Consider the following 26,753-nt stretch of genomic DNA (forward strand, 5'->3'; position numbering starts at 1 on the left):
AAAAAACGGACCGGGCGGCGCAAGGCCGGCCGGTCCGTTTTGCGTTTACCACCTGCGATGGGTTGTCGTTTGCCCCCGGCTTGCGATATTCTCGTGCGATGCATCACGATTTCGGCTCGATTGATTCCCTCTGGTCGCTGCGCGTGCGCGCCGGCGATGGCGACGATGCGGGTGAAGGCGGCGGCGGTGACGCCGGTGGTCAGGACCAGCTCGGTGTCGCCACCAAAACCCGCGCCAAGCCCAAGAAGCCGAGCCAGTTCAAGGTGCTGATGCTCAACGACGACTACACGCCGATGGAATTCGTCGTGATGTGCCTCAAGCGCTTCTTCAACATGGATCTCGAGCAGGCGACGCGCGTCATGCTCCACGTCCACCAGAAGGGTGTCGGCGTCTGCGGCATTTTTCCTTACGAAATCGCCGAAACCAAGGTGAATCAGGTGATGGATTTCGCCCGGCAGAACCAGCACCCGCTGCAGTGCACGCTCGAAAAGGCCTGACCGGGCCGTTCGGAACGCCGCACGTCGTGGCCGCTCGGGCGTAAGGTATTGGCACCAAAGGCACACCTCGCGCGTTTTGGCGCGATGGTACGGCATTCCACGTGCGAAACCGCTTCCGCCCATCGCTCGGCGACGATAGGGGTTTCGCCTGAGCCGATGGAATCGCCACACACGTGAAATTCTTCACCGCCATTGACCGTTACATCTTCAAGCTGACGCTGATGCCGATGCTCGCGGTCTTCGCGATCGCGGCTTCGCTGCTGATGCTCGACAAGATGCTCAAGCTGTTCGACTTCGTCGCGGCTGAAGGCGGACCCGTGGGTGTCGTGTTCAAGATGCTGGCGAACATGCTGCCCGAGTACGCGAGCCTGGCGATCCCGCTGGGGCTGATGCTCGGCGTGCTCTTCGCTTTCCGCAAGCTCGCGACCTCGAGCGAGCTCGACGTCATGCGCGCGGTCGGCCTCAGCTATACGCGGCTGCTGCGTGTGCCTTACATCATGGCGCTGGTCCTCGTGGCGCTGAACTTCGCCAATGTCGGCTATCTCCAGCCGCTGTCGCGCTACTATTACGAGCAGCTCCAGTTCGAGCTGCGCTCGGGCGCGCTCGGCGCGGCGATCAAGGTGGGCGAGTTCACCACCTTGCAGGACAAGATGGCGCTGCGCATCGAGCAGAGCCGCGACGATGGACGCCAACTCATCGGCATCTTCGCGCGCCTGGCCGACGACAAGGGGCAGGTCCTGTCGATCTCGGCCCGCGAGGGGCGCTTCCTCGCGCTCCAGGGCCGGCCCGACACGATCATCCTGCGCCTGGTCCAAGGTCAGATCGTCCAGGAAGTGCCGGGCGAGACGCCGCGCGTGCTGAGCTTCACGCGGCACGACCTGCCCATCGACCTGCCGGCGATCGAGCAGTTCCGGGCGCGCGGCGAGAAGGATCGCGAATATATCCTGCCCGAGTTGCTCAAGATCGGCTGGAACGACAGCCTACCCGAGGACATCCGCATCAAGAGCCAGGCGAGCTTCAACTACCGCATGGTCGAGGTCGTGATGATGCTGCTCGTGCCGCTGCTGGGTCTCGCGCTGGCGATCCCGCCCAAGCGGTCGAGCTCGGCGCTCGGCATGTTCGTCTCGGTGGTGATGGTGACGGTCTACCACAAGATCAACGAGTACGGGCAGAACGTCGCCTCGCTCGGGAGGATCGACCCGACGCTCGCGCTGTGGGGGCCTTTCGTGATCTTTTCCGCGCTGATCGTGTGGATGTACTGGCGCGTCGCTTATGTGCCCGGCGGTCAGGCGATCGGCTGGCTCGAGACCGGATCGCAGAAGCTGGTCAAGCGTGTGCAGGCGCTCATCAAGCGCCGGCAACGGCAAACGACCTAGGCGGGGAAGACGATGCAGCTCGATTTCTTCCCTTCGCGGACCCTGACGCTCTATCTCGCGCGGCTGTTCATCACGCGCGTGCTCGGCGTGCTTTTGATGCTCGTACTGGTCCTGCAGATGCTCGACCTGCTCAGCGAGAGCGGAAAGATCCTCGAATATCAGGGCAACGGCCAAGGCCAGCTCTGGACCTACGTGACCCTCCGCGCGCCGCAGCTGATGGCACGCTTCCTGCCCTATTCCGTGCTGCTGGCGACGATCGTCACCTTGTTCACCTTGAACCAGAACAGCGAGGTCATCGCGATGAAGGCGGCGGGGCTCTCCGCCCACCAGGTGCTGGCACCGCTGTTTCTCACCGCGATCGTCGTCGCCGGCTTGAGCTTCGCCTTCAACGAGCGCGTCGTGACGCGCGCCAATGCGACGCTGAAGGTCTGGCAAAGCGCCAACTACGGCCCGCTGCCCAAGGATTCGGGTGTGCGCAGCAACGTCTACGTGCGCGACGGCACCAATATTCTGATGGCCGCAACGGTCACGGGTCAGGGCCGCGCCATGGTGCTGCAGAATGTCTCCTGGTATCGCCGCGACGCGCAAGGCATGGTGGTCGAGCAATTGCGCGGGCCGCGCGCGACCTTTGTCGGCCCCGGCTGGCGGCTCGAGACGCCCGAGCGCTTCGAGGTGAAGACCACGATGACGCAGAGGCTCGGCTCGCAGATCATCGCGCAGAGCGTCGAACCCGGCCAGATCGCGATCAGCGCGGTCGATCCCGATGCACAGAGCCTGTTCGAGCTGTCGGATTCGATCGCCGATCTCAAGGCTGCCGGTCGCCGCACCAGCGAGCTCGAGGGCAAGTGGTGGCACAAGATCTCGGGGCCGCTGTCCTCGGTGCTGATGCCTCTTCTCGGCGCGCTCGCGGCTTTCGGCCTCGCCCGATCGGGGCAGGTGCTGATCCGCGCGATCATGGGCATGGCCCTGGGATTCACCTATTTTGTCATCGACAACGCGGCGCTCGCCATGGGCAATTTCGGTGGCTATCCGCCGCTCGTCGCCGCCTGGGCGCCATTCCTGCTCTTCGCCCTCATCGGTGAAACGGTGCTGGTCCGGACCGAGGAATAGGCAAAGGGCCAGACCACGTGCTGCGGCGCGCAGATCTCAAGTCAGACGGATGGCAAAAATCAGGTTGGCCCGCGTCCCATCGTGCTGCGCACCAGCCGCGCCATCAGTGGCCACAGTCCGACATAGCTGGCTTTGTGATAGGTCGCATCGCGGTCGAAGTGTGCCGATATCCGGCGGTGCGCCTCGGCCAGCGAATGGTAGGGCACCGACGGTAGCAGGTGGTGTGTGGCGTGATAGCGCAGACCCACGGGTGCCCATAGCTCTGCGATCGGACCCGGCGGCGGGACGTCGACCGAATCGAGGAATTGCGCGGTCACCGTCATCGGCTCCCCCTCGTTGACCCAGAGGTGCGCGACGAGCGTGCGGACCTGGTTCAGTACGGCGGTGACCGAAATGACCGCCATCGCGATCAGCAGCGGGCGCCAGCCCCAGGCCCAGCTTGCGGCGAGCACGGCGATCGCCCAGGCGCTGGCGCCCAGTTCCTGCCAGAAGACCATGCGTGCGAAGGCCCCTTCGGGCGGACGGCGGCGGAAGGCCGGGTTGATCGACAGCGCGGAAGCGCGCTCCCATACGAGCTTGCGCAGCGCGGGAACGAGCGCGCCCAGCGGCACCAGCAGCGCCGATCGCAGCAGCAGGCCGGGCGGCAGCAGCATAGCCAGCAGCGCGAAAGTGGGCAGCGAGGCCGGCTTCATCCGTCCCAGCGGAAGATATTCGGGATCGTCCACGGTGCCGTAGCGGGTGCGCGCGTGGTGCAGCGTGTGGATGCCCTCGTACATGAACGAGGGGGTGAGCAGGGGGATGCCGACCAGCAGGTTCCAGCCCGTGCGGAAGCCGGGCAGGGCGTCCTTGTGGATGTGGGTCAGCTCGTGGATGAACAGCAGCGCGCGGTACAGCGCCAGCGCCGAGATCAGGCCGGCGGCCGTCGCGGCCCAGGGATTGTCCAGCAGGATCGCCGCCGCCAGAGCGGCATAGCCGACCGCGGCCGAGCCCAGCATGTCGGACCAGTAGATCGCGGGACGCGCCTCTGCGATGTCGCGGGTCAGATCGACCGCGGCCCGCAGCATCGGCATGTCGTCGGCAATGCGCGAAGACGTCGCGTCGGTCTTGGGGCTGGTCTCGATCGCTTGGTATGCCGTCATTCAGTCGGTTCCGGTAAAGTCCTCGGGCCTGTTGGGATTGAGCACGTAGCCTCGATCTTTCGAGCGCCGACAGTGCGGCCCGGCTGGAAATCGCTGCCGGGATGGTCCACAAAGCGCGCCAATGCAAGGGCCAAGGGTGGAGAGGCGCAGTACGCCAGCTTCCGCGTGCCTCGATCGCAACAGAGAAAGTGATATAGTGGCCTCCGCCGAAATTTCCATCATCCCGGTAACCACCAAGGCCGATCGCACGGCGTTCATCGACCTGCCCTATCGGCTCAACGCCAGCGATCCGCATTGGGTGCCGCCGCTCAAGGCAGACGTCGCCGAGCTGCTGAACCCGGCGAAAAACCCGTTCTTCGAGCACGCCGAAGTGCAGCTTTTCCTCGCGTACCGCGGTGGCCAAGTGGTCGGCCGCATCTCGGCGCATTTCGATCGGCTCGCCTGGACGCTTCCGCCCGAGCAGGGCATGGGGCCGGGCACGGGCAACTGGGGCCTGTTCGAGGCCGAGGACGAAGCGGTCGCTGCCGCCTTGATCGAGACCGCGGAGGAATGGCTGCACCAGCAGGGCATGACCCGCGTGCTCGCGCCGATCAGCCTGTCGATCTGGGATGAGCCGGGCCTGCTGGTGAAGGGCTTCGATCACGACCCGGTGATCATGATGGGACACCATTCGCCGCGCTATCAGGCCTGGATCGAGGGCGCCGGCTATGGCCCCGCCAAGACGCTGCTGACCTACGACCTGGAAATCGCCGAAGGTTTTCCGCCGCTGATCAACCGCATCGTCGCCTCCGGCGAGAAGAACCCGCGCATTCGCATCCGCCGGGCCGACAAGAGCCGGTTCAAGCAGGAGGCGGAGCTCGTCTTCCACATCCTCAACGATGCCTGGTCGCAGAACTGGGGCTTCGTGCCGATCACCCAGCGCGAGATCGACTACGTCGCCAAGAAGATGAAGCCGATCATCCGCGAGGACATGCTGATGATCGCCGAGGTCGACGGCGAGCCCGTCGCCTTCATGCTGACCTTCCCCGACATGAACCGCGTGATCAAGCCGTTCGGCGGCAAGCTGTTCCCGTTCAACTTCATCAAGCTGCTGCTCTGGGCGCGGAAGCCGATGGCCGACCGCATGCGCGTGCCGCTGATGGGCGTGGTCAAGAAGCTGCAGTCATCGCGCCTCGCCAGCCAGCTGGCCTTCATGATGATCGAATACATCCGTCGCGAAGCGGTCGGCGTTCTCGGCGCCAAGACCGCCGAGATCGGCTGGATCCTCGACGACAACCAGGGGATGATCGCGATCGCCGATGCGATCAACAGTAAGGTCAACCGCGAATACGTGATCTACCAGAAGGGGCTTTGACGCGCGTTTCGTCATCCCCGCGAAAGCGGGGACCGCTCCCGGTCTACTCGGTGACGAACGTATGAGCTGCCAAGGGTCCCCGCTTTTGCGGAGATGACGGCTTTCGGGCTTACTCGACCGGTTCCGCAGCAATCGACGGCGCGGCTGCAGGCGCCGCAGCCTCGCTCGCGCCGGCTTCCGCCTCATCCGCACCGGCAACCGCGCCACTCGCCGAGCCCTTGCCCGGCTTGCCCGCGGTTTCGGTCGGCGGCGGGGCGAGCGGCGGCTTCGACTGCAGCGTATCGTAAGGCAGCATCGCGTCGCTGGCCGAGCCGGGCAGGATCTCGCCCTGCGCGGTCGCGGCCTCTGGGGTCTTCTTCTCGCCCTGGCAGGCGGCGAGCGCGAGCGGGATCAGGCATAGCGCCGCGGCGCGCAGGGGCAGTCTCATTCGGCGGCCTCGCAGGAATCGGAAGGGCAGGGCTTGTCGAGCGCGGCGAGGAAGCCGGCGGCCTCGGCCAGCAGGGCTTCGTCCCAGGTCGTCTGGTCGACCGTGACGCCTAGCCGTTCGAGGCTGGTGACGCCATATTCGGCGATGCCGCAAGGGACGATGCCGTTGAAGTGCGAGAGATCGGGCGAGAGGTTCACCGCGAAACCATGCATCGTCACCCATTTGCGGATGCGCACGCCGATCGCGCCGATCTTGGCCTCGCGGCCGTCGATATCCTGCGTCCAGATGCCGATGCGGCCCTCGCTGCGGAAGGCTTCGACGCCGAAGCGCGCGAGCGCGGCGATCACCCAGCCTTCCATCGCATGGACAAAGCCGCGCGCGTCGCGCGCGCGCTTCTTGAGGTCGAGCAGGACATAGCCGATGCGCTGGCCCGGGCCGTGATAGGTATAGCGACCGCCGCGGCCGGCCGAGACGACCTCGAACCGCGGGTCGAGCAGTTCGGGTGCGGCGGCGCTGGTGCCGGCGGTGTAGACGGGCGGATGTTCGAGCAGCCAGATCAGTTCGCGCGCCTTGCCTTCGGCAATATCCGCGTTACGCGCGGTCATCGCATCGAGCGCTTCGCGATAGGGCACGAGCCCTCGATCGATGCGCAGCTCGATGTCGCCGGGAAGCTCGCTGGAGAGTCTCTCAGTCATCGCGCGTTGCGTGGCGGCATTCGCTGCGGTTATCAAGGGCCATGATCATGAAGTTCGACGGCAACCTCGCCTGGAAGCAGGCCTCCTCTTCTCTCGCCACCAATCGCGAGCTCCTGCTCGCGCTGGCCGGGGTGTTCTTCCTGCTGCCCAGCCTGGCCTTCGCGCTGTTCCTGCCGCAGCCCGAACCCAACCCCGGCGCCAGCCCCGATCAGCTTATGGGGGCGATGCAGGCCTATTACCTGTCGGTCTTTCCCTACATGCTGATAACCGCGCTGACCCAGGCGACCGGCACACTCGCCGTGCTGACCTTGTTCACCGATCGCACCCGGCCCACCGTCGGCCAGGCGATCAAGCTCGGGCTCGGCGGGCTGCTCAGCTACCTGGCGGCACAGCTCCTGCTCGGCCTCGGTCTCGGCGTGGCCGGCAGCATTCTGTTGGGGGCGGGGGCACTGACCGGCTCGCAGGTGTTCGTCGGCCTGATCATCGTCGCACTGCTCGTGGGCGTGCTCTATGTCGCGGTGAAGACTTCGCTCGTCGCGCCGATCGTCGCGGTCGAACGCGAGCGCAATCCGGTCTCGGCGCTGCGACGCTCGTGGCGGCTAACGCGCGGGAATTCGGTGCGCGTGGCGCTGTTTTACCTGCTGTTCCTGGCGGCCTTCGGCCTGGTCTTCATCGTCGTGATGACGCTGATCGGCATCGTCCTGGCGCTGGTGGCCTCGGGATCGACCGCGACGACGATTGCGGCGGTCGTCTCATCGGCCGTCGGTGCGGTGATGACGCTCTATTTCGTCGCGATCCTCGCCGCGGTGCACCGCCAGCTCGCGGGTCCCTCAGCCGAACGCGCCAGCGCGCCGTTCGAGTGATTTAGACGTCCGCGTCCTCGTCCTTCCAGCCCCAGAACAGGAAGGCCGGCGGGACGTTCCAGAATTCCATGCCGTTGTCGATGCGGCGGAAGTGGCGCTCCATGAAGGCGCGCGCCTTGGCGGTGAACTGGTAGACCAGGAAGGCGCCGCCCGGGCGCAGCACGCGCCAGGTGCCCGCGGCGATCGCCGGGCCGACGCCGTCGGGCAGCGTCGAGAACGGCAGGCCCGAGAGCACGTAGTCGGCATGCTCGTGCCCGTGCGAAAGCACGATGTCCTCCACGTCGGCGGCCGAGCCGAGCACCGCGGTGAAGCGGCTGTCGGTGATCGTCTTGCGCAGGTAGTCGATGAACAGCGGGTTGGTGTCGATCACGATCAGCGCGCCGTCGCGGCGCAGCCGATCGAGCACCGGGCGGCAGAAAGTGCCGACGCCGGGGCCGTATTCGACGAACAGCTTGCATTCGTCCCAGTCCACCGGGCCGAGCATCTTGGCGATCGTGCGATCGGACGAGGGGATGATCGAGCCGACCATCACCGGATTGCGCACGAAGCCCTCGAAGAACACGCCCCACGGGCCGAAGAATTGCTTCACCCGGCGCTTGAGCTTCTGCGGCAGCGCCTCTTCGGCATACTGTCTGGTCGTCATGCGGGAGCCGGGCCTTGCTTATGTGGCAGTAAGATGTCGTGAATCGGGTATCCCGATTTGCCCGGCCAATGCAAGCGGGGCTGTTCGGCGGTCAGAGGATTTCCAGAACCTTGTCCTGCGGACGGCACAGACGGGCGCCTTTTTCGGTTTCGACCAAAGGCCGCTCGATCAGCTTGGGCTCGGCGGCCATGGCGGCGAGCACGGTCGCGTCGTCGGCCTGCGGCAAGCCGCGTTCCTCTGCGTCGGTGCCCCTGAGGCGCAAGCCCTGCTGCGGGGTGATGCCCGCGTCGCGGTAGAGCTGCGCGAGCTTGTCGGCCGAGGGCGGCGTCTTGAGATATTCGACCACGGTCACCGCGACGCCGGGCGTCTCCTCGAGGATCGCCAGGGTCTTGCGCGAGGTGCCGCAGGCGGGGTTGTGCCAGATCGTCGCGTTCATGGGGTAGTCTCCTTGTTCGGGGTCAGCGCTGGCACCGCGCGTCGTGCGGCGGCCGGGCGGATGTTCGGTGCGGGGGCGGCGCTGAGCGCCTCGAGCCCGCGCGCGGCGCGGCCGGCGCGCTGGATTGCGCGGACCAGCCGCGGATAGACGCCGCAGCGGCAAAGATTCGTGATCGCCGCCTTGATGTCGGCCTCGCTCGGATCGGCATTGCGCGAGAGGAGCCCGGCCGCGGCCATGACGATGCCCGGCGTGCAGAAGCCGCACTGGATCGCCTGCTCGGCGACGAGCGCCTGTTGGGCCGGGTGCGATCGGTCTTCCGAGAGACCTTCGATCGTCACGACGACGCGGCCCTCGGCCTCGCCCAGCGTGATCTGGCACGATCGCGTCGCCTCGCCGTCGACCAGCACGGTGCAGGCGCCGCAATCGCCGACGCCGCAGCCGTATTTGGTGCCCGTCAGGTTAGCTGCGTCGCGCAGTGCCCAGAGCAGTGGCGTCTGTGGATCCAAGCGGAACTCGACCGGACGCGCATTGACGGTAAGGGCGGGCATCGGCCTTACTTAACGCGAACCTTGACGCCTGCCCATAGCGTACGCGGTATGCCGAGATCGATCGAGCCGGCCTGGTTGCGCGTGACGATCTCGGTGTCGGTCAGGTTCTCAGCCCGGAGGATCAGGCTGAACGGGCCGGTGACGGGCAGTTCGACGAAGGCGTCGAGCGTGGTCGCGGCGCGCAGGCTGTCCACCTGGAGATCGTCCTCGAACTGCGCGCCGACGTGGCGCAAGGTGGTCGAGAGGGTCCAGCCCGGCCGCGGCCGCCAGGCCAGGGTGGCGCTTGCAGCGATCTTGGGCGTCTGCGCCGGGCGCAGGCCGTCGAGCGCCGCCTGGGTGCTCGTCGCCTGGACCTCGGCATCGGTCAGGGCCAGCGAACCGTCGAGGCTCACCGTACCCAGTCGCAGCGCCGCACCGAACTCGAGCCCTTTGGCGCGCACCGCGCCGACGTTCTGCCGCTGGCGCGTGTTCGCCGCGATAGTGACATTGGCGATCGCGTTCTCGACCTTGTTGGTGAAGGCCGTGACCGACAGCGTGACCGCGGGCGATGGCGCGAAATCGATGCCCAGGTCGAACCCGCGCAACTCCTCGTTGCGCAGCGCGGCATTGGCCCGGGTGGTCACGGGGAAGACCACGAAGGGCCGGTAGAGCTCGTTGACCGTCGGCATGCGGATGCCGCTGTAACCGGCCGCGCGCAGCGCCAGGCCGCCACCTGCATTCCACACCGCGCCGCCGCGGAAGGAGGTGTCCCAGCCCTGGCGATCGGCGAAGACGTTGTTCAGCTGCACGGTCGTGCCCGCGGCATTGGTCTCGCGCAGGAAGCCTTCGCGGATCGTCCAGCGATCGGCGCGGACACCGGCGGTCAGGACCACGGGGCCGAGCGTCCAGTCGTCTTCGACGAACAGCCCGATGTCGGTGTTGCGCCCCCCCGCGCGGCGGCGGACCGTGACCGCGCCCGTCGTGTTGTAGCCTTCCTCCTGCAGTTCGGCCTGGCCGATCCGGAGGTCCGCACCCAGCCGCAGCACGTGGGCTTCGCCCACCGGCGGCCGCAATTCGAGCTTGCCGCCGAGCCCGGTCGAAGGCGTGCGGCGCTGGTCGAGCGTCTTGGTGAAATTGGTCGAGCTGATCACGGTGTTGCTGAAATCGCGCGCCTGGACATAGGCCAGCGCTTCGAATCCCCAGTCGCCGCGCCCGACGAGACGGATCGAGGCGTCCTGGCCGCTCGCGCTGGTCAAGGCCCCCGCGAAGCGCAGCACGCGGTTGTCCTCGAACAGCAGGCCGCGCGCCTGGATCTCGATGTCGTCGGTCAGCGGCGCGACCGCGCGGACCGAGGTGGACCAGCTATCGTACTTCGCTTTTGCGCTGGCGGGCACGCGCTGGCTCCTGGGCGTCGTCCAGAAGCCCTGGCCGCGATCCCAGCGGCCCGACACCACGGCGAAGCCCTGGCCGAGTTCGGGCGCTAGCGTGCCCGAAAGCGTCGTCTCGCCGCGATCGTCGACCAGAGCCTCGCCCGAGAACAGGCCGAGCTCCTGGGCGTTGGCGCTGGTCAGCTCGATCGTGCCGGCCACCGCGCCCGAACCGAAGGCGCCCGAGCCACCGCCGCGCGTCACACGCACCGCGCCGAGCCGTTCGGGGGCGATCGCCGAAAACGGGATATAGCCGAACATCGGATCGGCCATCGGCACGCCGTCGAGCAGCACGAGCGCGCGGCTGGTGGCATTGCCGCCGAGCGCGCGCAGGGTCACGCCCTGCGCCGAAGGGTTCGACGAGCGACTGTCCGAACGGCGGAACTGCTGGAAGCCCGCGACCGAGGACAGCAGGTCCTCGATCCGGCCCGAGGCGGTCGCGGTGATCCGCTCGCGATCGATGCGCACGACGTCGTAGGCGGGCGTCGCCGGTGTCTGCTCGAGCCCGCGGCCGGTGACGACGATCGGCTCGTCCTCAGCCTGGGCCACCGAAGGCGCGAGCAGGCATCCGGCGAGCGCCGGTGCGATCCAGTAACGGGGGCAGATCATAGCGTGGCGGAATCCTTGAGACGCGTGGCGATCTCGCGCATCTCGGGCGCCAGCGGATACATGTGCTGGTACTGGAGGATCTGCTTGCCGACCAGCGCCAGGCGCCCGGCGAAGCCTGGTACGGTGTTGGGCGCCATCAGCGGCGAGTTGTACGGGGGCACGTCGGCCGACTGGAATTCGAACGCGGCGGAGACGCGCGGCCGCGTCTCGCGCGGGCTGCCGTGCGAGCCCCAGTGCAGCACGGCCTGGTTCCACATGAGGATCGAGCCCGCCTCGGCCGGCAGAGCGCGGATGTCCTGATGGGCAAACTGCCACTGGCCGTTCTCGGGCGTGTTGTAGGTCGGGTCGCGATCGGCGGGGACCATATACATGCAGCCGTTGAGCGTCGTCGCGTCGGACAGCGGCAGCCAGACCGTCAGCGAGGTCGGTGAACCGTCGGCGCGCAACGTCGGCTGGGTCTTGTCGCGATGCGGCTTCCAGCCACTGTCGTCGCGGCGCGGATCGACGAACCAGACCCAGAAATCGGGCATGCGCATGTAGCCGGGGCCGAGGATCGGCTCGATCACCTGATGCAGCTTGATGAACAGCGCCCAGAACTCGTCGTAGAGAAAGGCGAAGGGCACGGGGATGCCCTGCGCGTCGAGCTTCGCGACAAGCGCGACCATCTCCTCGAGCGGCAGGTTCCAGCCGACCGGCGGCAGCTGGAAATAGCCTTCCTTGCGCATGAGCCCCTGCAGCCTCTCCCTGGTAGGATCGTCTACAGAGAACAGTTGCAGCGAAGACAGGAAGTCGATGTCCTCGATCCGCAGCGCTGGCGCGAGTTCACGCCAGAACGTGGGGGTCGACCACTCGTCGCTTCTCGAGACACCTGCCGTGGTAGCCATTCTTCACCTTGTCCGATCGCCGCGGCCGATCTGCCGGCGAGTATTTCGCGCCCGATTTCCACGTATCGCGCGTCAAAGGCAAGTCTCGATCGGCTAGCCTCCGCCGCAGGTTTGACACGATGGCGGTTCATATCTATGATACACTATATATCACAATGGGATGGCACATGAGATGACCGAAGGTGCAGCCGCTTGTCCCGCCCGGCAAAACCGTGACGACCGCAAGTCGGCTGCGCTCGCCGATGCCGAAGCGCGGCCCGAAGTGGGCTTCGCGCCGATCCACCAGTTCGGCTTCGCGCGCGACATCATGCGCAGCGCGGCGGTGAAGCAGGGCATGGAGGTCGACTATTTCAAGGACAAGGAGCCGAGCAAGGTTCCCGTGATCTTCCTCGACGGCGAGATCCACAAGAAGCGCCGCGCCCAGCTCGCGCGCTATTTCACGCCCAAGGCGATCGCCGGCCGGCACCGCCAGGTGATGGATCGGACGACGGCCGAGGTGATGGGCGATCTGCGCCGCAATAGCCGCGGCCAGCTCGACGTGATGAGCCTGCGCCTCGCCTGCGACGTGGCTGCCGAGATCGTCGGGCTGACCAACACCGATCCCGATGCCATGTCGAACCGGTTGCGCAAGAAGTTCACCGCCAGCGGCAAGCGTAAGCGGCCGGGTCTGATGGGCCGGCTCGGTGCGATCGAGGACACCCTGCGCACCCTGTGGTTCTTCAAGCGCGATGTCGTCCCGGCGATCCGCCATCGCCAGACGCACGACTGCGACGACGTAATCTCGTTCCTCGTGCGCGAAGGCTTCTCGGACCAGGAGATTCTGGTCGAATGCATGACCTATGCGACCGCAGGCATGATCACGACGCGCGAATTCATCGTCATGGTCGCCTGGCACCTGCTCGAGAACGAGGACCTGCGGCGGCAGTTCCTCGACGGCTCCGAGGAGGTCCAGTTCGCCATTCTCGACGAGATCCTCCGCATCGATCCCGTCGCCGCCTATGTCTATCGCAAGGCCGAGGAAGACTTGGTCACCTCGGACGGGCGGCAGGTGAAGGCGGGCGAGCAGTTCCTCGTCGACATCCGCAACATCAATCTGGACGAGGCGGCGACGGGCGCCTGTCCTTTTGCGATCGATGCCGAGCGTTCGAAGCGCGAGCGCATGCCCTCGAACTGGCTGAGCTTCGGCGACGGCCCGCACCGCTGCCCAGGCGCGCAGGTCGCGATGCACGAGACGCGCGTGTTCATCGACGCCCTGCTGCGCGTGCCGGGCATCCGCCTCGCGCGCAAGCCGACGATGGGCTGGATCGAGGAGATCAACGGCTACGAACTCCACGGTGCGATCGTCGAGTGCGATCGCGCATGAGCGCGCTCACCCCATCGTCACGCCGCCGTTGACGTAGAGGTTCTGGCCGCTGACGAAGCGGCTGGCCTGGGAGGCCAGGTAGAGCATGGCATGGGCGATGTCGGTCGGCTCGCCGATGATGCCGAGCGGCGCAGCGCTGCGGCGCAGGCGCAGAGCTTCCTCGCGTTTGGCTTCGTCGAGTGAGCCGTCGGCGTTGCGGTAGGACCAGGTCGCGAGCGTGGTCTCGACGAAGCCGGGTGAGACCGTGTTGGCGCGAATGCCGAAAGCGCCCATCTCCTTGGCGACGTTGCGCGTGATCGCGCTGACACCCGACTTGGTCATGGCATAGACGCTCATCCCCGGCGGCGCTGAGATCGCGCCGGTCGAGGAGATGTTGATGATCGAGCCGCCGCCGGTCTCCTTCATCGCGCGCGCCGCGGCCTGGCTGCCCCAGAACACGCCCTTGAGATTGATCGCGATGACCCGCTCGAGCAGGTCCTCGGTCACGTCGAGGAGGGGGCAGGGCCCCGCGGTACCGGCGACATTGGCCCAGACGTCGATCCGGCCGTGCAGCTCCAGCGCTTTCGCCGCCAGCGCATCGATGTCCGCCTTGCGGCTGACGTCGGTGCGCAGGACTGTGGCAGCGGATCCGATCAGGGCCGCGGTCTCGGCGAGGCCGGCCTCATCGACGTCGCCTATCACGACCTTGGCGCCGGCCTCGGCGAACGTCTGCGCCGCCTGCCGGCCGATCCCCGCCGCCGCGCCGGTCACCACCGCCACGCGGCCTTCAAGGCTGAAGCTGTCCATCAGTGCCATCTTCTTCTCCCAAGTTCTTGCCAGCGCTTATGGGCCCAGGGGACGCCGCCGGGCAAAGAGGCGACGGCACTTCCATATTTACGGCAATCGGTGCGTGCGGCCGTTGTCGAACCGCAGCGGCGAAACCATATCGCGCGGGCCAACCTGCGGAGGGTGATTCATGAGCTTCCATCTCCACGACGCTTCGGCGCCGATCTTCGTCGCATCGCTGCGCAACATGAGCGCCTGGCTCGACAAGGCCGCGGCCGAGAAGGACGAACGCCTGCTGATCGACGCGCGGCTCGCGCCCGACATGCGCCCACTGTCCGCGCAGTTCCAGATGGCCTCGGACAGCGCCAAGAATGCCATGGCGCGGCTCGCCGGGATCGAGGCGCCGTCGATGCCCGACACCGAGGCGAGCTTTGCCGAACTGCGCGATCGCTGCGCGCGTACGATCGCCTTTATCGAGAGTGTCGACGTCGCCGCGGTCAACGCCGGGGAGGAGCGCGAGGTGACGCTGAAGATCCCCAACGGCATGGGTTACGCCTTCACCGGCCGCGCCTATCTGACGGGCTTCGCGCTGCCCAACTTCTTCTTCCACGTCACCACCGCCTACGCGATCCTGCGCGCGCAGGCCGTGACGATCGGCAAGCCCGACTTCCTCCAGCACCTCGGCCCGCCGAACATCACCGCGGGCTGAGGTCCGTCGCCGCCGGTCAGCCCCCCATGAAGGCGGGGCTGATCGCGCCGGTGAAGACGCCGCTGGCGAAGCCCTGGTCGGTGTAGAGGAACGATCCCGTCACGGCGCCGCAGAGCGGGCTGTTGATCAGGATCAGCGGCCAGGCCTGCTCCTCGGCCGTGGCCATGCGGCCGAGCGAGGGGAAGGGCCAGGCGGCGATGAATTCGTCGGTCATGATGTCCTTCGACTGGTCGACGAACGCCGTCTTGGTCGGACAGGGGCCGATCGCGTTGAGGCGGATGCGGCGCGTGTTGCCGAGCTCGACCGCCTTGTTCTGGACCCAGACCACGAGCATTTCCTTCGAGCTCGTATAGCCGTCGCGGACGCGGCTGGTCGGATCGGCCTCGCACCAGGCATAGGCCTCGTCGGGGTCGGAGATCGCCAGCATTTCCAGGCTTTGTGCCAGGTTCTTCTGCCAGCCCATCGCCGCGTCCGAGCTGATCAGCGCGATGCCCGCGCCGTCGCGCACGGAAGGGAGCAGGCTTTCGACGAACAGCCGCGTGCCGATGTAGTTGACCCGCATGCAGTAGAGCGGCCCCTTGATGTGCGGCGGCAGGCCGGCGCAGGGGAAGACGAAATCGATCGGCCCGACGTCGGCGAGGCCCGCGGCGGTGGCGCGGACCTGCGCGAAGTCCGAGAGGTCGCATTGGCGGAAGCTGGCGTGGGCCACCTTGGGCTGCTGGATGTCGACGATGTGCACTTTCGCGCCCAGTTCGCCGAGAATCCGCGCGACCTGCTCGCCCATGCCCGAGGCGCCGCCGGTGACGACCACGGTCTTGTCCTTGTAGCCCAGGCCCTGGCCCAGCCCGTCGAGATTGCTCATTGTCCTCTCCTCATTGTCCGTAAGCCTGGAATACCCGCCGCCCCTCGATCTCACGCAGGTGGCCGACGTGCGGCGCGACGAAGTGCGCGGGGATCACCAGCGCACCCGTCGCGACGAAGCGATCGATCAGCCGCCGCCGGGTGATCAGGGTCTGCGCGAAGTCGTCGCAAGTACCCGCGTCGATCTCGGGGTGGATCAGCTCGATCGGGTGATGGAACACGTCGCCGGTGAACCACGCTTGCTCCCCGGCCGAGTCCAGATGCACCACCGAATGACCGAGCGTGTGGCCGTAGGCGGGCTGCGTCTCGAGGCTCGGGCAGATGCGATGGTTCTCGGCGACCACGTCGACGAGGCCTGCCGCGATCACCGGTTCGACGCTGGCGGCGAAGATGCCGGCGTTCTCGGGCACGTGGCGGTAACCGGGCAGGTCGGGGTTCCAGCGGTCGAGCTCGCGCTGGGCGAGCAGGTAGCGGGCGTTCGGAAAGGTCGGCACGAAGCGGCCGTCGCGCAAAGTCGTGTTCCAGCCGCAATGGTCCGAATGGAGGTGGGTGCAGAACACGAAGTCGACCTGTTCTGGACGGATGCCGGTGGCGCCGAAGCGCTCGATAAACGGCGTGTCGAGCTGGTCGAAGAGCGGGAAGTGCGGCAGGCTGCGGCCGTTGCCGACGCAAGGGTCGATCACCACGACGCGGCCGTCGACCACGACGATCCAGGACTGCACGACCATGTCCCAGGTGCCGTCGGCATTCGCCCAGCGCGGATGAAGCCAGCCGGCGTTCTGCGCGACCAGGTCCGCGCCGAACATCGCCAGCGGCATCGGCGCGGTCATTTCCTCGACCCTATGAATCGTCGCCTCGCCGACGGTGAACCTGTCCATCGCCTTCTCCCTTGCGCGGGCCTTATTCGGCGGCCGCGTCCAGTTCCGCAAAGGCCTCGAGCATGGCCGCCTTCGCCGTGTTGGCAATGGGAAATCCGCAATAGGGAATCGCCGAGTAGAACACCTCCTCGAGTTCCTGCCGGGTCAGGCCGTTCTTCATACCCATCTTGGTGTGGTACTTGATCTCCTCGGACTGGCCCTGGCCGATCAGCATGCCGAGCACGGCCAGACTGCGCAGCTTGCGGGGCAGCTGTTCCTCGCGCGTCCAGACCTGGCCGAAGGGCAGTTCGAGAGTCCACCGGGCCTGGAGTGGGCCGAAACCCTGATCGCTTTCTGCGAAGGCCCGGCAGCCGTCGGCCATGTCCTGGCCGTATATCTCGGCGAAGAGGGCCTGGCCCCTGTCGATCGGGTTGTCGCTCATCGTCTCATCCCACTTTCGTTATCGCGCCGCCCTTGTCGGACGAAGCGCGCATCGCGTCGAGTATCTGCATGGAGGCGAGGCCGTCGCGGAAGGTCGGCACGGGCACGGGCGAACCCGAGGGCTTTCCCTCGATCCCGGCGTGCAGCGCCTCGCACAGCCGTGTGAACGGGCCGATCTCGAAGTGCGACATGCGTCGCGCGCCCTCCTCGGCGGGCGGGGCGGGCGGTAGTTCGAGATCGGGCGTGACCGCGAGCTCGCGCGTGCCGCTCTTGTCGGCGACGAAGACCTTGCCGGCCTCGATCCAGACCGTGCCCTTGGTCCCCGCGCAGCGCCAGAGCGTTGCCGAGGGGCCCCAGGCGCCCGCGGTCTGCTGCATCGAGCCTTCGACCCCGTTCTTCATGCGGAAGCGCATCGAGTAGGAGTCCTCGGCATCGGCCTGGCGATCCGAGGTCAGGAACAGGTTGGCGCTGACGTCCTCGAACTCGCCGAGCCAGGCGCGGATCTGGTCCATCAGGTGCGAGCCGCCGGCGCCGAGCCAGCCGCCGCCCGAGGCCTTGTCGAACCACCACTTGGGCAACGGCGTCTCGGGATCGGCGCAGAACGGGATGAACTGGTCCATCACCAGGAAGCGCGGATCGCCGATCAGGCCTTCGGCGATGGCGCGGCCGAACAGCGCGCGATCGGGCAGCCAGCGGAACTCGTGCGCGACCATGTGGAAGACGCCGGCCTGCTCGGCGGCGTCGAGCATGGCCTGGCCCTCGATCGCATCGGCCGCGAAGGGCTTTTCGCAGACGACGTGGCAGCCGTGGGCGATGGCCTTCAAGGTCAGCGCGGCGTGGGTGCTGGGCGGCGTGGCGATGGTCACGACCTTGGCACCGGTCGCCGCGATCGCCTCGTCGAGATCGGTGAAATGGCGGGCGATGCCGTTCTGCGCGGCGCGCTTGGCCAGCTTCTCGGGGGTGTTGCCGACGAGACCGACGACCTCGAAACCGGTCGCGCGCAAGGCAGGCACGTGGATGCGGCAGCCGAAGCCGGTGCCGACCACGAGCGCGGGAATGGGGGCGGTCATCATGGGTCTCCCGTTGCGCTCGGGCCTTCGACAAGCTTAGGCCGAGCGGATCTTGTTCTTTGCCGCACGCCCCCAAGTCCGCTCATGCCGAGCTTGTCGAAGCATGCCAGCGCCACCTCACATCACGACGTGGACCTTGGTCTCTTCGTTGGGCCCGCGCAGCTTCTGCATCGTGCCGGCCAGATCGCCGAGCGGCACCGTGTTCGTCACGATCGCCTTGGGATCGCAGTGGCCCTTGTCCATCTGGTCGGCGATGTAGAGGAACTCCTTCATCGAATAGCCGACTGCGAACTGGATCGAGGCGCACTTGTAGCTGGCCAAGCCCGGGATCACCGGATCGGGCGCGGTGCAGAAGCCGAGGCTGACCACCTTGCCGAACTGGCTGACGTGCATGATCGACTTCATCAGCATGCCCTCGGCGCCGACGCATTCGAACACGTGCTGCGGGCTGCCGCCCAGGGCCTCGATCACCTCGCCGATCTCGTTGTCGCCATAGGGCACGAAGGCGTTGGCGCCCATTTCGAGGCTCAGGTCCTTGCGCCGCGACGAGCGCGACATGGCGACGATCCTGCCCGCGCCGAGGCGCCGTGCCCAGTAGATCGCATAGAGCGCGACCGTGCCGCCGCCGAGCACGAGCACGCGGTCGCCGGGCTGGATCTGCGCGAGCTTGACGCCATAGAGGCTGATTGCCAGCGGCTCGATCAGCGCGCCGTCGGCCATCGACAGAACCGAGGGCAGCCGCGTGGCGACGCTGATGGGGACGCGGGCGAATTCGGCGAAGCCGGCCATGGCCGAGCCGGGGCTGGCACCGCAGAGCACGTTGTTGCCGTGCGCGCGGCAGGACTGGCATTCGCCGCAGGACACCGAGGGCAGCACGGCGATGCGCTCGCCTACCTGGAAGCTCGTCACCTCCTTGCCGACCTCGACGATCTCGCCGGCATATTCGTGGCCGAACTGCACGCCCGCACCGAAGTCCCACATGCCGCCCTTGGTCATCGACAGGTCGGTGCCGCAGATGCCGCAGCGCGCGACCTTGATGATGACGTCGAGCGGCCCCGGTTCGGGATTGGGCAGGTCCTCGATCGTGATCGCGCCGCCCTGTCCGGCATAGATTGCGGCTTTCATGCCTTCTTCTCCACCAGATCGAACCGCTGGATATAGTCGCCGAACGGCTCGCGCGCCTGTTCTTCGGTCATGCCGTAATCCTTGATCGCATAACGGTGCGCGCCGCGCGCGAGTTCGGGCTTGTCCTCGATCCGCTGGGCCATCGCCGCGCGCGTGTCGTCGGGGATGTCCATGTCGATGAACGCATAGATCCGTTCGAGCACGCCCATCGGATCGCGATGGAAATCGGCGTGGACCACGTCGAGCACCTGGCCCGGATGCTGTTCGCGTACCCTGTCGCAGCGGCGCACGGCGTCGGACCAGACGTTCACTTCGCGCACGAGCATGTTCTCGGCGCGCTGGTCGTAGCGGCCCTCCTCATAGATCGGGTGCAGGTTCATCAGCAGCGAGACCAGGCTGGGGATCGCCTTGGCCGGGTCGCGGTGCGTCTGGATCACCTTGGCATCGGGATAGACCGCGAAGAGCAGGTCGAGGTTCTCGATATGGCCGGGGTTCTTGAGCAGCCAGCGCTTGTCGGGATCGTTCATGCCGATAAGCTGCACGCACTTGTAGTAATAGTCGTAAGCGGCGCGCTCGTCCTGGCTGCGCTGCCAGGCGTCGTAGGTGGCCGAGGACCACGAGCACGACAGGATGTTCGAATTGAAGCTCTGGTAGAGGAGCATGCAGCATTCGTGCACCTCCTCAGCGGCGATGTGGTGCGCCGCGCGCTTCTGCGGCGCCGCGGCATAGCGCGCCTCGATCACCGCCATCGACTTCTGGAATTCGGGATAGGCGGCCCAGCTGTCGAGCGGCGGACGCGGCATCGGGCTGTCGAGCAGCCAGGTCTGCAGCCCCTGGAAGCGCGGATCGACCGCCATCAGCCGGTGCAGCGCGGTCGTGCCCGTGCGCGGCACGCCGGTGATGACCACGGGGCTGACGATCGGCCTGGCGTCGAAGCCGGGGTTTGCCTTCATCGCCTTGATCGCGTGGGCGCGGCCCTTGAGCACGTGCACGACCTGGCCCCAGGCGGCGCGGTGGCCGTGCTCGGTGAAGCGCGGGTCGTAGTCCATCGACTGGAGGAAGACCTTGAGGCCGGGCAGGTAGTCGGCCGGGCCGAAATCGTCGCTGCCGACCTCGCGCGCGACGACGTCGTGGAGCTGGTCGAGCGCATCGCGGAACCGGGCGGGGGGAGCGTAGGTCAGGTCCATGTGGTCAGGTCCCTTGGAGATGAAATCCTCCCCGGTACGGGGAGGTGGCAGCGCGTAGCGCTGACGGAGGGGGTTCTCGGCCAAGCGCGGCGTGGGAGGAGAGCCCCCTCCACCACCGCCGCTGCGCGTAGGCGGTCGCCCTCCCCGTACCGGGGAGGATGAACCAGCTCACACATCGGGCATGCCGCCGAGCGCCGGGCCGCCGTTCACGCCGATCGTCTGACCTGTGATGTAGGAGGCGGCGTCGCTGGCGAAGAAGACGATCATGTTGGCCATCTCGTCGGGCGTGCCGGTGCGGCGCAGCGGGATCGCCTGGCCCATCGTCTCGGGCTCGAGCCCCGCGACCTGCCAGGCGTCGAGCACGCGCGGGCTCGCGATGGCGCCGGCGGCGACGCAGTTCACGCGAATGCCGTGCTTGCCCCATTCGGCGGCGGTGACGCGCGTGAACATCTGCAGCGCCGCCTTGGCCGCCGAATAGTGCGCGCCGCCGCGCACGCCGTTCTCGCCCGCGCCCGAGGAGATGTTGACGATCGCGCCCGACTTCTGCGCGATCATGTGCTTGCCCACCTCGCGCGTGGCGACATAGGCCGACTTGACGTTGAGATCGAAGATCGAGTCCCAGCCCTTGGTCGGGATCGTCTCGAGCGGGCCCATGCGCGTGCCGCCGGCGTTGTTGACCAGCACGTCGATGCGGCCGAATTCCGCGACCGTGCGCTCGACCAGCGCGATCACCGCGGCCTCGTCCTTGACGTCGGTCGGCACGGCCAGGCAGCGCTGGCCGCTCTCCGTGGCGATCCGGGCGGCCGCGGCTTCGAGTTCGGCGACCGTCCGGCTGCAGATGACCACGGAGGCGCCGAGCTTGGCGAGCTGGAGCGCGGTGGCATAGCCGATGCCGGTGGCGCCGCCGGTGACGATCGCAACGCGGCCGGAGAAGTCGAGCTGGTCGGCGATCACCAGCGCCGCCTCCGCTGGCAGGCGCGGACGCGCGTGCGCAGCTCCTCGTCGCGCTCCTCGGGGGTGACGACGGGGGTGTCGGCGGGCAGGTGGTCGCGCAAGGTCGCGAGCTTCACGCGCTTGATCGTCGGCAGCGGCTCGCTGTCGCAATCGTACCAGCGGCCGTAGATGCCGCCTTCGAGGAAGCCCGCGGGGTCGAGCCAGTTGGGCACGCCGGGGTCCTCGAGCGCGATCACCGCGCGGAACTTGCCGTCGCTGCTGAGCTTGGCCATCGCGCCGTTGGTGCTCGACAGGCGGTAGACGTATTCGAGCGCGTTGAAATAGGGGTCGTTGAGCTGGATGTTCCAGTAGGGCGCGTGCGCGGGAATCTCGGTCTCGACGATCAGCGCCTCGTCGGCATCGAACTGGAAGTTCGCCGGCCAGTAGACCTGCTTGACCAACGCGCCCTGCATGCGGATCGGCTCGAACACGTTCCAGCCGACGCGGTCCATCACGCCGTTCTGCATGGCGAAGTAGAGGTTGGTCTTGCGCTTGGGAAACTTCGCCATCTCGCGGATCTTGTCGAGGATCTGCTCGGGGGTGAGGCGGGGCTTGGGCGGCACCGGGCTCAGGCATTCGATCGACAGTTCGGGATCGGTCTCGTTGGCCCAGTCGTAGCGGCGGTAGCGCAGGTACATCGCCCCGGCCTGGGGATCGATCTGCGCCCACTTGCCCGTGTAGCCCGCGGGCCGCTCGGCGCTGAACACGACCTCGAAGTCCTCGCCGAGTGCGAGGCCGAGGTCGGTGTCGTCGTAGTCGTTGTGCGCGTTGGGGCGCGGCATCTGGTCGACCGTGCCCGACATCTTGCCCTGGATCGTGAACGACAGGATCTTGCAGGTGCCGCGGTTGCCGCTGACGCGATAGGTCAGGTCGCCGCGGATCGGGGTGAAGACGTAGATGTCGTCGGGATTCGGCTGGAGCGTGTAGACCGGGTTCCACAGCGGCCCCCAGTCGGGATGCTCGGGCGTGGCGTGGAAATACATGAAATAGGCGAAGGACAGGCTCGTCATCGTCTGGCGGTAGAGATCGGCGCGATAGGCCGGGTCCTCGGGGCGCCAGGTCTGCGCGAGGTTGTCCACCGCCCCCTCGAGGTCCGCCAGATAGGGCAGGATCGCCCGCTCGATCTCGATAGTCATCGCACTCTCCCGCACCCGGTCCTGCCGGGATTCGCCATTAGATAGTATATGCTATCTTATCTTTGGCAAGCGGGGAATGGCTAGTCCGCCGGCCCTATCGCCAGTTCGACCGGGGTCAGTCCGTCGATCGTGCCCAGGAGCCTGTCGCCCAAGGCGATCGGGCCAACCCCGGCGGGGGTGCCCGTGTAGATCAGGTCGCCGGGCTCGAGGTGGTAGAAGGTCGAGAGATAGGCGATCAGCTCGGGCACGGAGAAGATCAGCTCGGTCAGGCTGGCGTCCTGGCGGACTTCGCCGTTCTGGGTCAGGCGGATCGCCTGGCCCGCGGCCGCGCCGAAGTCGGCCGCGCGCGTGATCGGGGCGATCACCGCGGCGTTCTCGAAGTCCTTGCCGAAGTCCCAGGGCCGGCCCTGGTCGCGCGCGGCGTTCTGGAGGTCGCGGCGGGTCATGTCGAGGCCACAGGCATAGCCGTAGACCGCCGCCAGGGCGTCGTCCTCGGCCACGCGGAAGGCCGGCGCGCCGATCGCGAGGACCAGCTCCATCTCGTAATGGCAGTTCGCCGTGCCCAGCGGGTAAGGGATCGTCGCGCCGCTCTGGCAGAGCGCCCAGGGCGACTTGGTGAAGAAGAACGGCGCGTCCTTGTCGGGCGAGAAGCCCATCTCCTTGGCGTGGGCGGCATAGTTGCGACCGACGCAGAAGATGCGCCGCACGGGGAAGCGCGCGGCCTCTCCGATCACGGGAACCGAGGGATTGGCGGTCAGGTCGAACAGCATGGTCATGCCACAGGAGGTGCCGCAGGCGGGACCGGCAGGCAAGAGCGGCTTGTCGTGCCCCGTGCGAATGGCCATTATCGCAGGCAGATGACGGAAGCCCAATACCTATCGGGGCGTTTGCTGCTGGCGATGCCGGGGATGTTCGATCCGCGCTTCGACCATTCGGTGATCGCGATGTGCATGCACGACGAGAACGGCGCCTTCGGCATCGGGGTCGGCCACGTGCGCGAGGGCATCCGCTTCCACAAGCTGCTGCGCGAGCTCGACATCGACCCCGGCGTGGCGCCCGACTGCAAGGTGCTCAACGGCGGCCCGGTCGAGCCCGGCCGCGGCTTCGTGCTCCATTCGACCGACTGGGGCGGGCAGGGCACGGTCGAGATCGACGGGCTCTGCGGGCTCTCGGCCTCGCTCGACATCCTGCGCGCGATTGCCGAAGGGCGCGGCCCGACGCACTGGCTGATCGCGCTCGGCTATGCCGGCTGGGGCGCGGGCCAACTCGACGAGGAAATGCGCCACCACGGCTGGTTCGCCGCCGAAGCGCACAGCGAAGTCCTGTTCGGCACCCCCTTCGAGAGCCGCTGGACCGCGACCTGGAAGGCCGAGGGCATCGACCCGGCGTTGCTCGCGAGCGAGACCGGTCACGCGTGAAAGGGCGCTTTCCGCGACAAAAGTGACGAAGGTGACAAAAATGACAAAAGTGACAGGCTCCAAGGGGTAAGTTCCACCTCGCGGAAAGACGTCACTTCGTGCCGTCGCGCGAAGCCGTGACGAGTCCTATCGACGATGGCAAAGAGCCCAGGCGGCCTAGCCTGACCCGCTCATGTAGGACAGCGGTCTGACCACAACCGCCGACAAAGCAGCCACCCATCGCTTCCCAACGAAAAAGGGCCCGCCGCAGCGAGCCCTTCCCCTTTTGCGCTGAGCGTGAAGGTCAGAGACCGACCACGCCGCCGTCGTTCTTGGTGATCGCGATCGTCGCCGAGCGCGGGCGGCCCGAGGCGGTGCCGGCCTGGCTCTGGGGCCAGTTGCTGGTGATGTTGCCCGGGTTGCCGTTCTCGCCCGGGTGCTGGATGTTGACGAAGACCGTGCGGCCATCGGGCGTCGAATCGATGCCGGTGATCTCGCATTCCTTCGGACCGACCAGGAAGCGGCGCAGGTTGCCGCCCGGCGCGGCGCCGATGCGGGTGGCCTGGGTGCCGCTGGTCGCGCCGATCGTGTTGGTGATCGTCTTGGTCGTGCCGTCGCCCACCGTGCCGGGCTGCGAGCAGAGCAGCATGCAGTTGGTCACGTCGGTATAGGCGCCGTCGTCGGTCTGGATCCACATCAGCGGCTTGACCAGGCCCGAAGCGTTCGACGTGCGACCGAACCACAGACCGTCACACGACGAGAAGTCGTTATCGGCGGTCAGGCCCGAGAGATTGATGTTCGTCGCATCGAGATCGGCACCTGCACCGAAGGCATAGATGTCCCAGGTCAGCGCGGTCGCCTCGGTGGTGTCGCCGGTTTCCTTCAGGCGGATGATGTGGCCATTGGCGTTGCCGTTGGTCGCCGAACCGCCGCCGACCTTGGGGTCGGTGTAGGCGCGGGGGTTGGCAGCATCGGTGTTGGCGACCGTGCGCGACGAGTTGTTGGTCAGCGTCAGATACATTTCACCGTTGGCCGGATTGACCGCGGTCCATTCCGGACGGTCCATCTTGGTCGCGCCCAGCGCGTCGGCGGCGAGGCGTGCGTTGATCAGCACGTCGGCCTGGTCGGCGAAGGGGTAGGTGGTGTTGGCGGCGGTCAGCGGACCCTGACCGAACACCAGCGGCAGCCACTGGCCCGAACCGTCGGCGTTGAACTTGGCGACATAGAGCGTGCCGGCATCGAGGTACTTGTCGCCGATCGCCAGGCGGTTGGTGGCGCCGGCGTCGGCTGCGGCCCAGGCCGTGTTCGACACGAACTTGTAGAGATACTCGTTCTGCGCATCGTCGCCCAGGTACCAGGCGGGCTTGACGCCGGCGACGAAACGGCCCGGCCAGGCGCCTTCGTGGTTCATGCGGCCCAGCGCGGTGCGCTTGCGCGGGATCGAAGTCGGATCATAGGGATCGATCTCGACCACCCAGCCGAGCTGGTTGATCTCGTTGCGGAAATCGCCCGTGCCGTCGGCCGGCTTGGTCGCGTCGATCGTGATGTTGAACTTGGCGATGTTGGTGTCGCCGGCGGGCGCCGTCGCCGTGGTCCAGCCATAGTTGCCCGTAGCGGCTGCGCCCTTGCCATAGCGCGCGAGCGAGGTCTGCTGCTTGGTTCCCGCGCGGGCGGTGACGTCGCTGGCATCGCGACGGAAGTAGCCGGCCCAGTTCTCTTCGCAGGTCAGGTAGGTCTGCCAGGGCGTATAGCCGTTGGCGCAGTTGTTGATCGTGCCGCGCGCCTGGGTGGCATCGGGCGAATAGACCGTCTTGAGCTGCGCGTTGCCGCGCGCCGGGCCGTTGATGACCATCGGCGTGAACGGCGTGATGCGGCGGTTGAAGGTCGAGGCCTGGACGTAGCCCCAGGCACCGCTCGCGGCGCGGGCGAATTCGACGACGGCGACGCCGTGGCACTCGATCTCCTTGATGACTTCGCCATAGGGACGGTTGCCCGATGTCGCGCCGGTCGGGTGGAGATAGGACTGGTTGATGTTCTCGTGGTTGATGCACATCAGGCCGCGCGTGTTCGACGTCGCGTCGGGCGTGCCCGTGGCCGAGAGGCCGAAATAGGTCATGCCGTCGTGGTGGTCGCCGGCGCGCTGGGCGTAGTTGCTGTCGGTGCCGTCGTTGGCGAAAGCGGTCACGCCCGCTGCGAGCGGATCGCCGAGGCGGTAGACGACCGTGGCGGTATAACCGGCGGGCAGGGTGACCAGATCGGTCAAGCTCTTGGGCACGGCGGTGAAGCCGAGCGCGGCGGGGCTGACCGACACGGTCGTGTCGGACGTGGTGACCTTGCCCTTTTCGTCGGTGACCGTGAGCGTGAACTTGAGTTCGGTCGCGGCGCTCACGCTGGGGGCGATGAAGGTCGCCGTGGCCGTGTTGCCGTTGGTCAGGGTCACCGTCGGGCCGGCCGTCTGGGTCCAGCTCGTGCTGACGATCGTGCCGTCGTCGGTGGCGGTGCCGCTCAGCGTGACGACGCGACCCGAGTTCGAGGTGCCGGCGGTACCGGCGCTGACCACGGGGGCCTTGTTGTCGTCGCCGCAGGCGGCGAGCAGCGAGGTGCCGAAGAAGGCGGCCGTCGCGGTGGCCATGCCGCCGAACAGCGTCTGGCGGCGCGAATAGCGCTCATTGACCATCTCGTTCAGCGAGGGATTCGCCGAGCGGTTGGTGTCGACGTCACCGTCGGTATAGCTGATGTGTCCGAGATTGTCTGTCATCGCCCGTTTCCCCAAGGTTTGTGTTTGGCGGGCGAGTCGTTAACGGCGCTCGATGACAGCCGTGTTCCAGCACGGTGTCAGTAAGGTTTCGGATTGTTGTCCGA

27 protein-coding genes are annotated in these 26,753 nt (G+C 67.1%); 8 read left to right on the forward strand and 19 right to left on the reverse strand.

The genetic code is table 11. The annotated features are described in order from the left end of the window. Positions 1 to 98 precede the first annotated feature (98 nt). The 3 genes from clpS (at position 99) to lptG (ending at position 2,983) form a co-directional block, all read left to right on the forward strand. Complete coding sequence (gene clpS / locus WG901_RS13675) at positions 99 to 497, forward strand: ATP-dependent Clp protease adapter ClpS (protein WP_339587624.1); 399 nt, start codon at positions 99 to 101, stop codon at positions 495 to 497. Positions 498 to 670: 173 nt separating this feature from the next. Beyond that, entirely contained in the window at positions 671 to 1,873 is a 1,203-nt protein-coding gene (gene lptF, locus WG901_RS13680) for an LPS export ABC transporter permease LptF (protein WP_339587625.1), read from the forward strand. Positions 1,874 to 1,885: 12 nt separating this feature from the next. Then, positions 1,886 to 2,983, forward strand: a complete 1,098-nt coding sequence (gene lptG / locus WG901_RS13685) for an LPS export ABC transporter permease LptG (protein ID WP_339587626.1) — start codon at positions 1,886 to 1,888, stop codon at positions 2,981 to 2,983. Positions 2,984 to 3,042: 59 nt separating this feature from the next. Here lptG and WG901_RS13690 read toward each other — a convergent pair whose 3' ends face one another. After that, positions 3,043 to 4,122, reverse strand: a complete 1,080-nt coding sequence (locus tag WG901_RS13690) for a fatty acid desaturase family protein (protein WP_339587627.1) — start codon at positions 4,120 to 4,122, stop codon at positions 3,043 to 3,045. 196 nt (positions 4,123 to 4,318) lie between these two features. Between WG901_RS13690 and WG901_RS13695 the strand changes: the two genes are divergently transcribed. Beyond that, positions 4,319 to 5,476, forward strand: coding sequence for an N-acetyltransferase (locus tag WG901_RS13695; RefSeq protein WP_339587628.1), 1,158 nt, complete (start codon positions 4,319 to 4,321; stop codon positions 5,474 to 5,476). Between the two features lie 109 nt (positions 5,477 to 5,585). Here WG901_RS13695 and WG901_RS13700 read toward each other — a convergent pair whose 3' ends face one another. Both WG901_RS13700 and lipB read right to left on the reverse strand, forming a co-directional pair. Then, positions 5,586 to 5,903, reverse strand: a complete 318-nt coding sequence (locus tag WG901_RS13700; RefSeq protein ID WP_339587629.1) for a hypothetical protein — start codon at positions 5,901 to 5,903, stop codon at positions 5,586 to 5,588. Then, entirely contained in the window at positions 5,900 to 6,598 is a 699-nt protein-coding gene (gene lipB, locus WG901_RS13705) for a lipoyl(octanoyl) transferase LipB (RefSeq protein WP_339587630.1), read from the reverse strand. The genes WG901_RS13700 and lipB overlap by 4 nt, the downstream gene beginning before the upstream one ends. 41 nt (positions 6,599 to 6,639) lie before the next feature. On the opposite strand from lipB, the gene WG901_RS13710 reads away from it, so the two are divergent. Further along, positions 6,640 to 7,461, forward strand: a complete 822-nt coding sequence (locus WG901_RS13710) for a DUF7847 domain-containing protein (protein WP_339587631.1) — start codon at positions 6,640 to 6,642, stop codon at positions 7,459 to 7,461. Position 7,462: 1 nt separating this feature from the next. Here the strand turns inward: WG901_RS13710 and WG901_RS13715 are convergent, their stop codons facing one another. The 5 genes from WG901_RS13715 to WG901_RS13735 form a co-directional block, all read right to left on the reverse strand. Beyond that, the gene (locus WG901_RS13715) at positions 7,463 to 8,104 is read right to left on the reverse strand and encodes a class I SAM-dependent methyltransferase (protein WP_339587632.1); all 642 of its coding nucleotides are present in this window, start codon (positions 8,102 to 8,104) and stop codon (positions 7,463 to 7,465) included. A 91-nt stretch (positions 8,105 to 8,195) separates the two neighbouring features. Then, the gene (arsC, locus tag WG901_RS13720) at positions 8,196 to 8,540 is read right to left on the reverse strand and encodes an arsenate reductase (glutaredoxin) (protein ID WP_339587633.1); all 345 of its coding nucleotides are present in this window, start codon (positions 8,538 to 8,540) and stop codon (positions 8,196 to 8,198) included. After that, positions 8,537 to 9,088: a (2Fe-2S)-binding protein gene (locus WG901_RS13725; RefSeq protein ID WP_339587634.1), complete on the reverse strand. Its 552-nt coding sequence runs from the start codon at positions 9,086 to 9,088 to the stop codon at positions 8,537 to 8,539. The genes arsC and WG901_RS13725 overlap by 4 nt, the downstream gene beginning before the upstream one ends. Positions 9,089 to 9,093: 5 nt before the next feature. Further along, positions 9,094 to 11,103: a TonB-dependent receptor gene (locus tag WG901_RS13730; RefSeq protein WP_339587635.1), complete on the reverse strand. Its 2,010-nt coding sequence runs from the start codon at positions 11,101 to 11,103 to the stop codon at positions 9,094 to 9,096. Further along, positions 11,100 to 11,987 (reverse strand): phytanoyl-CoA dioxygenase family protein, encoded by an 888-nt coding sequence (locus WG901_RS13735; RefSeq protein WP_339587636.1) that lies wholly within the window; start codon positions 11,985 to 11,987, stop codon positions 11,100 to 11,102. The genes WG901_RS13730 and WG901_RS13735 overlap by 4 nt, the downstream gene beginning before the upstream one ends. 172 nt (positions 11,988 to 12,159) lie before the next feature. Between WG901_RS13735 and WG901_RS13740 the strand changes: the two genes are divergently transcribed. Beyond that, complete coding sequence (locus WG901_RS13740; protein WP_339587637.1) at positions 12,160 to 13,350, forward strand: cytochrome P450; 1,191 nt, start codon at positions 12,160 to 12,162, stop codon at positions 13,348 to 13,350. A gap of 6 nt (positions 13,351 to 13,356) precedes the next feature. Here WG901_RS13740 and WG901_RS13745 read toward each other — a convergent pair whose 3' ends face one another. Then, positions 13,357 to 14,145 carry an SDR family NAD(P)-dependent oxidoreductase gene (locus WG901_RS13745; RefSeq protein ID WP_339587638.1) on the reverse strand — a complete coding sequence of 263 codons (789 nt, stop codon included), beginning with the start codon at positions 14,143 to 14,145 and terminating at the stop codon, positions 13,357 to 13,359. A 160-nt stretch (positions 14,146 to 14,305) separates the two neighbouring features. On the opposite strand from WG901_RS13745, the gene WG901_RS13750 reads away from it, so the two are divergent. Beyond that, positions 14,306 to 14,824 carry a DUF1993 domain-containing protein gene (locus WG901_RS13750; RefSeq protein WP_339587639.1) on the forward strand — a complete coding sequence of 173 codons (519 nt, stop codon included), beginning with the start codon at positions 14,306 to 14,308 and terminating at the stop codon, positions 14,822 to 14,824. Positions 14,825 to 14,840: 16 nt separating this feature from the next. Here WG901_RS13750 and WG901_RS13755 read toward each other — a convergent pair whose 3' ends face one another. The 9 genes from WG901_RS13755 to WG901_RS13795 all read right to left on the reverse strand — a co-directional run bounded on the left by WG901_RS13755 (position 14,841) and on the right by WG901_RS13795 (position 23,339). Then, positions 14,841 to 15,686, reverse strand: coding sequence for an SDR family oxidoreductase (locus WG901_RS13755; protein ID WP_339587640.1), 846 nt, complete (start codon positions 15,684 to 15,686; stop codon positions 14,841 to 14,843). A 10-nt stretch (positions 15,687 to 15,696) separates the two neighbouring features. Next, positions 15,697 to 16,563 carry an MBL fold metallo-hydrolase gene (locus tag WG901_RS13760; RefSeq protein WP_339587641.1) on the reverse strand — a complete coding sequence of 289 codons (867 nt, stop codon included), beginning with the start codon at positions 16,561 to 16,563 and terminating at the stop codon, positions 15,697 to 15,699. 22 nt (positions 16,564 to 16,585) lie between these two features. Beyond that, entirely contained in the window at positions 16,586 to 16,984 is a 399-nt protein-coding gene (locus tag WG901_RS13765; RefSeq protein ID WP_339587642.1) for a carboxymuconolactone decarboxylase family protein, read from the reverse strand. A 4-nt stretch (positions 16,985 to 16,988) separates the two neighbouring features. Then, a complete protein-coding gene (locus tag WG901_RS13770) occupies positions 16,989 to 18,053 on the reverse strand; it encodes a Gfo/Idh/MocA family protein (RefSeq protein WP_339587643.1) in 1,065 nt (354 codons plus the stop codon). A 117-nt stretch (positions 18,054 to 18,170) separates the two neighbouring features. Next, the gene (locus WG901_RS13775; protein WP_339587644.1) at positions 18,171 to 19,178 is read right to left on the reverse strand and encodes an alcohol dehydrogenase catalytic domain-containing protein; all 1,008 of its coding nucleotides are present in this window, start codon (positions 19,176 to 19,178) and stop codon (positions 18,171 to 18,173) included. Beyond that, positions 19,175 to 20,365 carry a sulfotransferase family protein gene (locus WG901_RS13780; protein ID WP_339587645.1) on the reverse strand — a complete coding sequence of 397 codons (1,191 nt, stop codon included), beginning with the start codon at positions 20,363 to 20,365 and terminating at the stop codon, positions 19,175 to 19,177. Before WG901_RS13780 ends, WG901_RS13775 begins: the two co-directional genes overlap by 4 nt. Positions 20,366 to 20,533: 168 nt before the next feature. Then, on the reverse strand, positions 20,534 to 21,319 hold the full coding sequence (locus WG901_RS13785; protein ID WP_339587646.1) for an SDR family NAD(P)-dependent oxidoreductase: 786 nt from the start codon (positions 21,317 to 21,319) through the stop codon (positions 20,534 to 20,536). Then, positions 21,316 to 22,488, reverse strand: coding sequence for a hypothetical protein (locus WG901_RS13790; RefSeq protein WP_339587715.1), 1,173 nt, complete (start codon positions 22,486 to 22,488; stop codon positions 21,316 to 21,318). The genes WG901_RS13785 and WG901_RS13790 overlap by 4 nt, the downstream gene beginning before the upstream one ends. Before the next feature lie 86 nt (positions 22,489 to 22,574). After that, entirely contained in the window at positions 22,575 to 23,339 is a 765-nt protein-coding gene (locus WG901_RS13795; RefSeq protein ID WP_339587647.1) for a fumarylacetoacetate hydrolase family protein, read from the reverse strand. Positions 23,340 to 23,351: 12 nt separating this feature from the next. Here WG901_RS13795 and WG901_RS13800 point away from each other — a divergent pair, with 12 nt between their 5' ends. Next, on the forward strand, positions 23,352 to 23,912 hold the full coding sequence (locus tag WG901_RS13800) for a YqgE/AlgH family protein (RefSeq protein ID WP_339587648.1): 561 nt from the start codon (positions 23,352 to 23,354) through the stop codon (positions 23,910 to 23,912). A 283-nt stretch (positions 23,913 to 24,195) separates the two neighbouring features. Here the strand turns inward: WG901_RS13800 and WG901_RS13805 are convergent, their stop codons facing one another. Next, complete coding sequence (locus WG901_RS13805) at positions 24,196 to 26,649, reverse strand: PhoX family protein (protein WP_339587649.1); 2,454 nt, start codon at positions 26,647 to 26,649, stop codon at positions 24,196 to 24,198. Positions 26,650 to 26,753: the final 104 nt, after the last annotated feature.

It is taken from the genome of Novosphingobium anseongense, assembly GCF_037482895.1.
In the GTDB taxonomy this organism is placed as follows: domain Bacteria; phylum Pseudomonadota; class Alphaproteobacteria; order Sphingomonadales; family Sphingomonadaceae; genus Novosphingobium; species Novosphingobium anseongense.

Bases quoted from the DNA above. Each gene is read 5' to 3' on its own strand.
- clpS (WP_339587624.1), top strand. From the start codon at position 99: ATGCATCACGATTTCGGCTCGATTGATTCCCTCTGGTCGCTGCGCGTG.
- lptG (WP_339587626.1), top strand. From the start codon at position 1,886: ATGCAGCTCGATTTCTTCCCTTCGCGGACCCTGACGCTCTATCTCGCG.
- WG901_RS13690 (WP_339587627.1), bottom strand. From the start codon at position 4,122: ATGACGGCATACCAAGCGATCGAGACCAGCCCCAAGACCGACGCGACG.
- WG901_RS13700 (WP_339587629.1), bottom strand. From the start codon at position 5,903: ATGAGACTGCCCCTGCGCGCCGCGGCGCTATGCCTGATCCCGCTCGCG.
- lipB (WP_339587630.1), bottom strand. From the start codon at position 6,598: ATGACTGAGAGACTCTCCAGCGAGCTTCCCGGCGACATCGAGCTGCGC.
- WG901_RS13710 (WP_339587631.1), top strand. From the start codon at position 6,640: ATGATCATGAAGTTCGACGGCAACCTCGCCTGGAAGCAGGCCTCCTCT.
- WG901_RS13715 (WP_339587632.1), bottom strand. From the start codon at position 8,104: ATGACGACCAGACAGTATGCCGAAGAGGCGCTGCCGCAGAAGCTCAAG.
- arsC (WP_339587633.1), bottom strand. From the start codon at position 8,540: ATGAACGCGACGATCTGGCACAACCCCGCCTGCGGCACCTCGCGCAAG.
- WG901_RS13725 (WP_339587634.1), bottom strand. From the start codon at position 9,088: ATGCCCGCCCTTACCGTCAATGCGCGTCCGGTCGAGTTCCGCTTGGAT.
- WG901_RS13730 (WP_339587635.1), bottom strand. From the start codon at position 11,103: ATGATCTGCCCCCGTTACTGGATCGCACCGGCGCTCGCCGGATGCCTG.
- WG901_RS13735 (WP_339587636.1), bottom strand. From the start codon at position 11,987: ATGGCTACCACGGCAGGTGTCTCGAGAAGCGACGAGTGGTCGACCCCC.
- WG901_RS13740 (WP_339587637.1), top strand. From the start codon at position 12,160: ATGACCGAAGGTGCAGCCGCTTGTCCCGCCCGGCAAAACCGTGACGAC.
- WG901_RS13745 (WP_339587638.1), bottom strand. From the start codon at position 14,145: ATGGCACTGATGGACAGCTTCAGCCTTGAAGGCCGCGTGGCGGTGGTG.
- WG901_RS13750 (WP_339587639.1), top strand. From the start codon at position 14,306: ATGAGCTTCCATCTCCACGACGCTTCGGCGCCGATCTTCGTCGCATCG.
- WG901_RS13755 (WP_339587640.1), bottom strand. From the start codon at position 15,686: ATGAGCAATCTCGACGGGCTGGGCCAGGGCCTGGGCTACAAGGACAAG.
- WG901_RS13760 (WP_339587641.1), bottom strand. From the start codon at position 16,563: ATGGACAGGTTCACCGTCGGCGAGGCGACGATTCATAGGGTCGAGGAA.
- WG901_RS13765 (WP_339587642.1), bottom strand. From the start codon at position 16,984: ATGAGCGACAACCCGATCGACAGGGGCCAGGCCCTCTTCGCCGAGATA.
- WG901_RS13770 (WP_339587643.1), bottom strand. From the start codon at position 18,053: ATGACCGCCCCCATTCCCGCGCTCGTGGTCGGCACCGGCTTCGGCTGC.
- WG901_RS13775 (WP_339587644.1), bottom strand. From the start codon at position 19,178: ATGAAAGCCGCAATCTATGCCGGACAGGGCGGCGCGATCACGATCGAG.
- WG901_RS13780 (WP_339587645.1), bottom strand. From the start codon at position 20,365: ATGGACCTGACCTACGCTCCCCCCGCCCGGTTCCGCGATGCGCTCGAC.
- WG901_RS13795 (WP_339587647.1), bottom strand. From the start codon at position 23,339: ATGGCCATTCGCACGGGGCACGACAAGCCGCTCTTGCCTGCCGGTCCC.
- WG901_RS13800 (WP_339587648.1), top strand. From the start codon at position 23,352: ATGACGGAAGCCCAATACCTATCGGGGCGTTTGCTGCTGGCGATGCCG.
- WG901_RS13805 (WP_339587649.1), bottom strand. From the start codon at position 26,649: ATGACAGACAATCTCGGACACATCAGCTATACCGACGGTGACGTCGAC.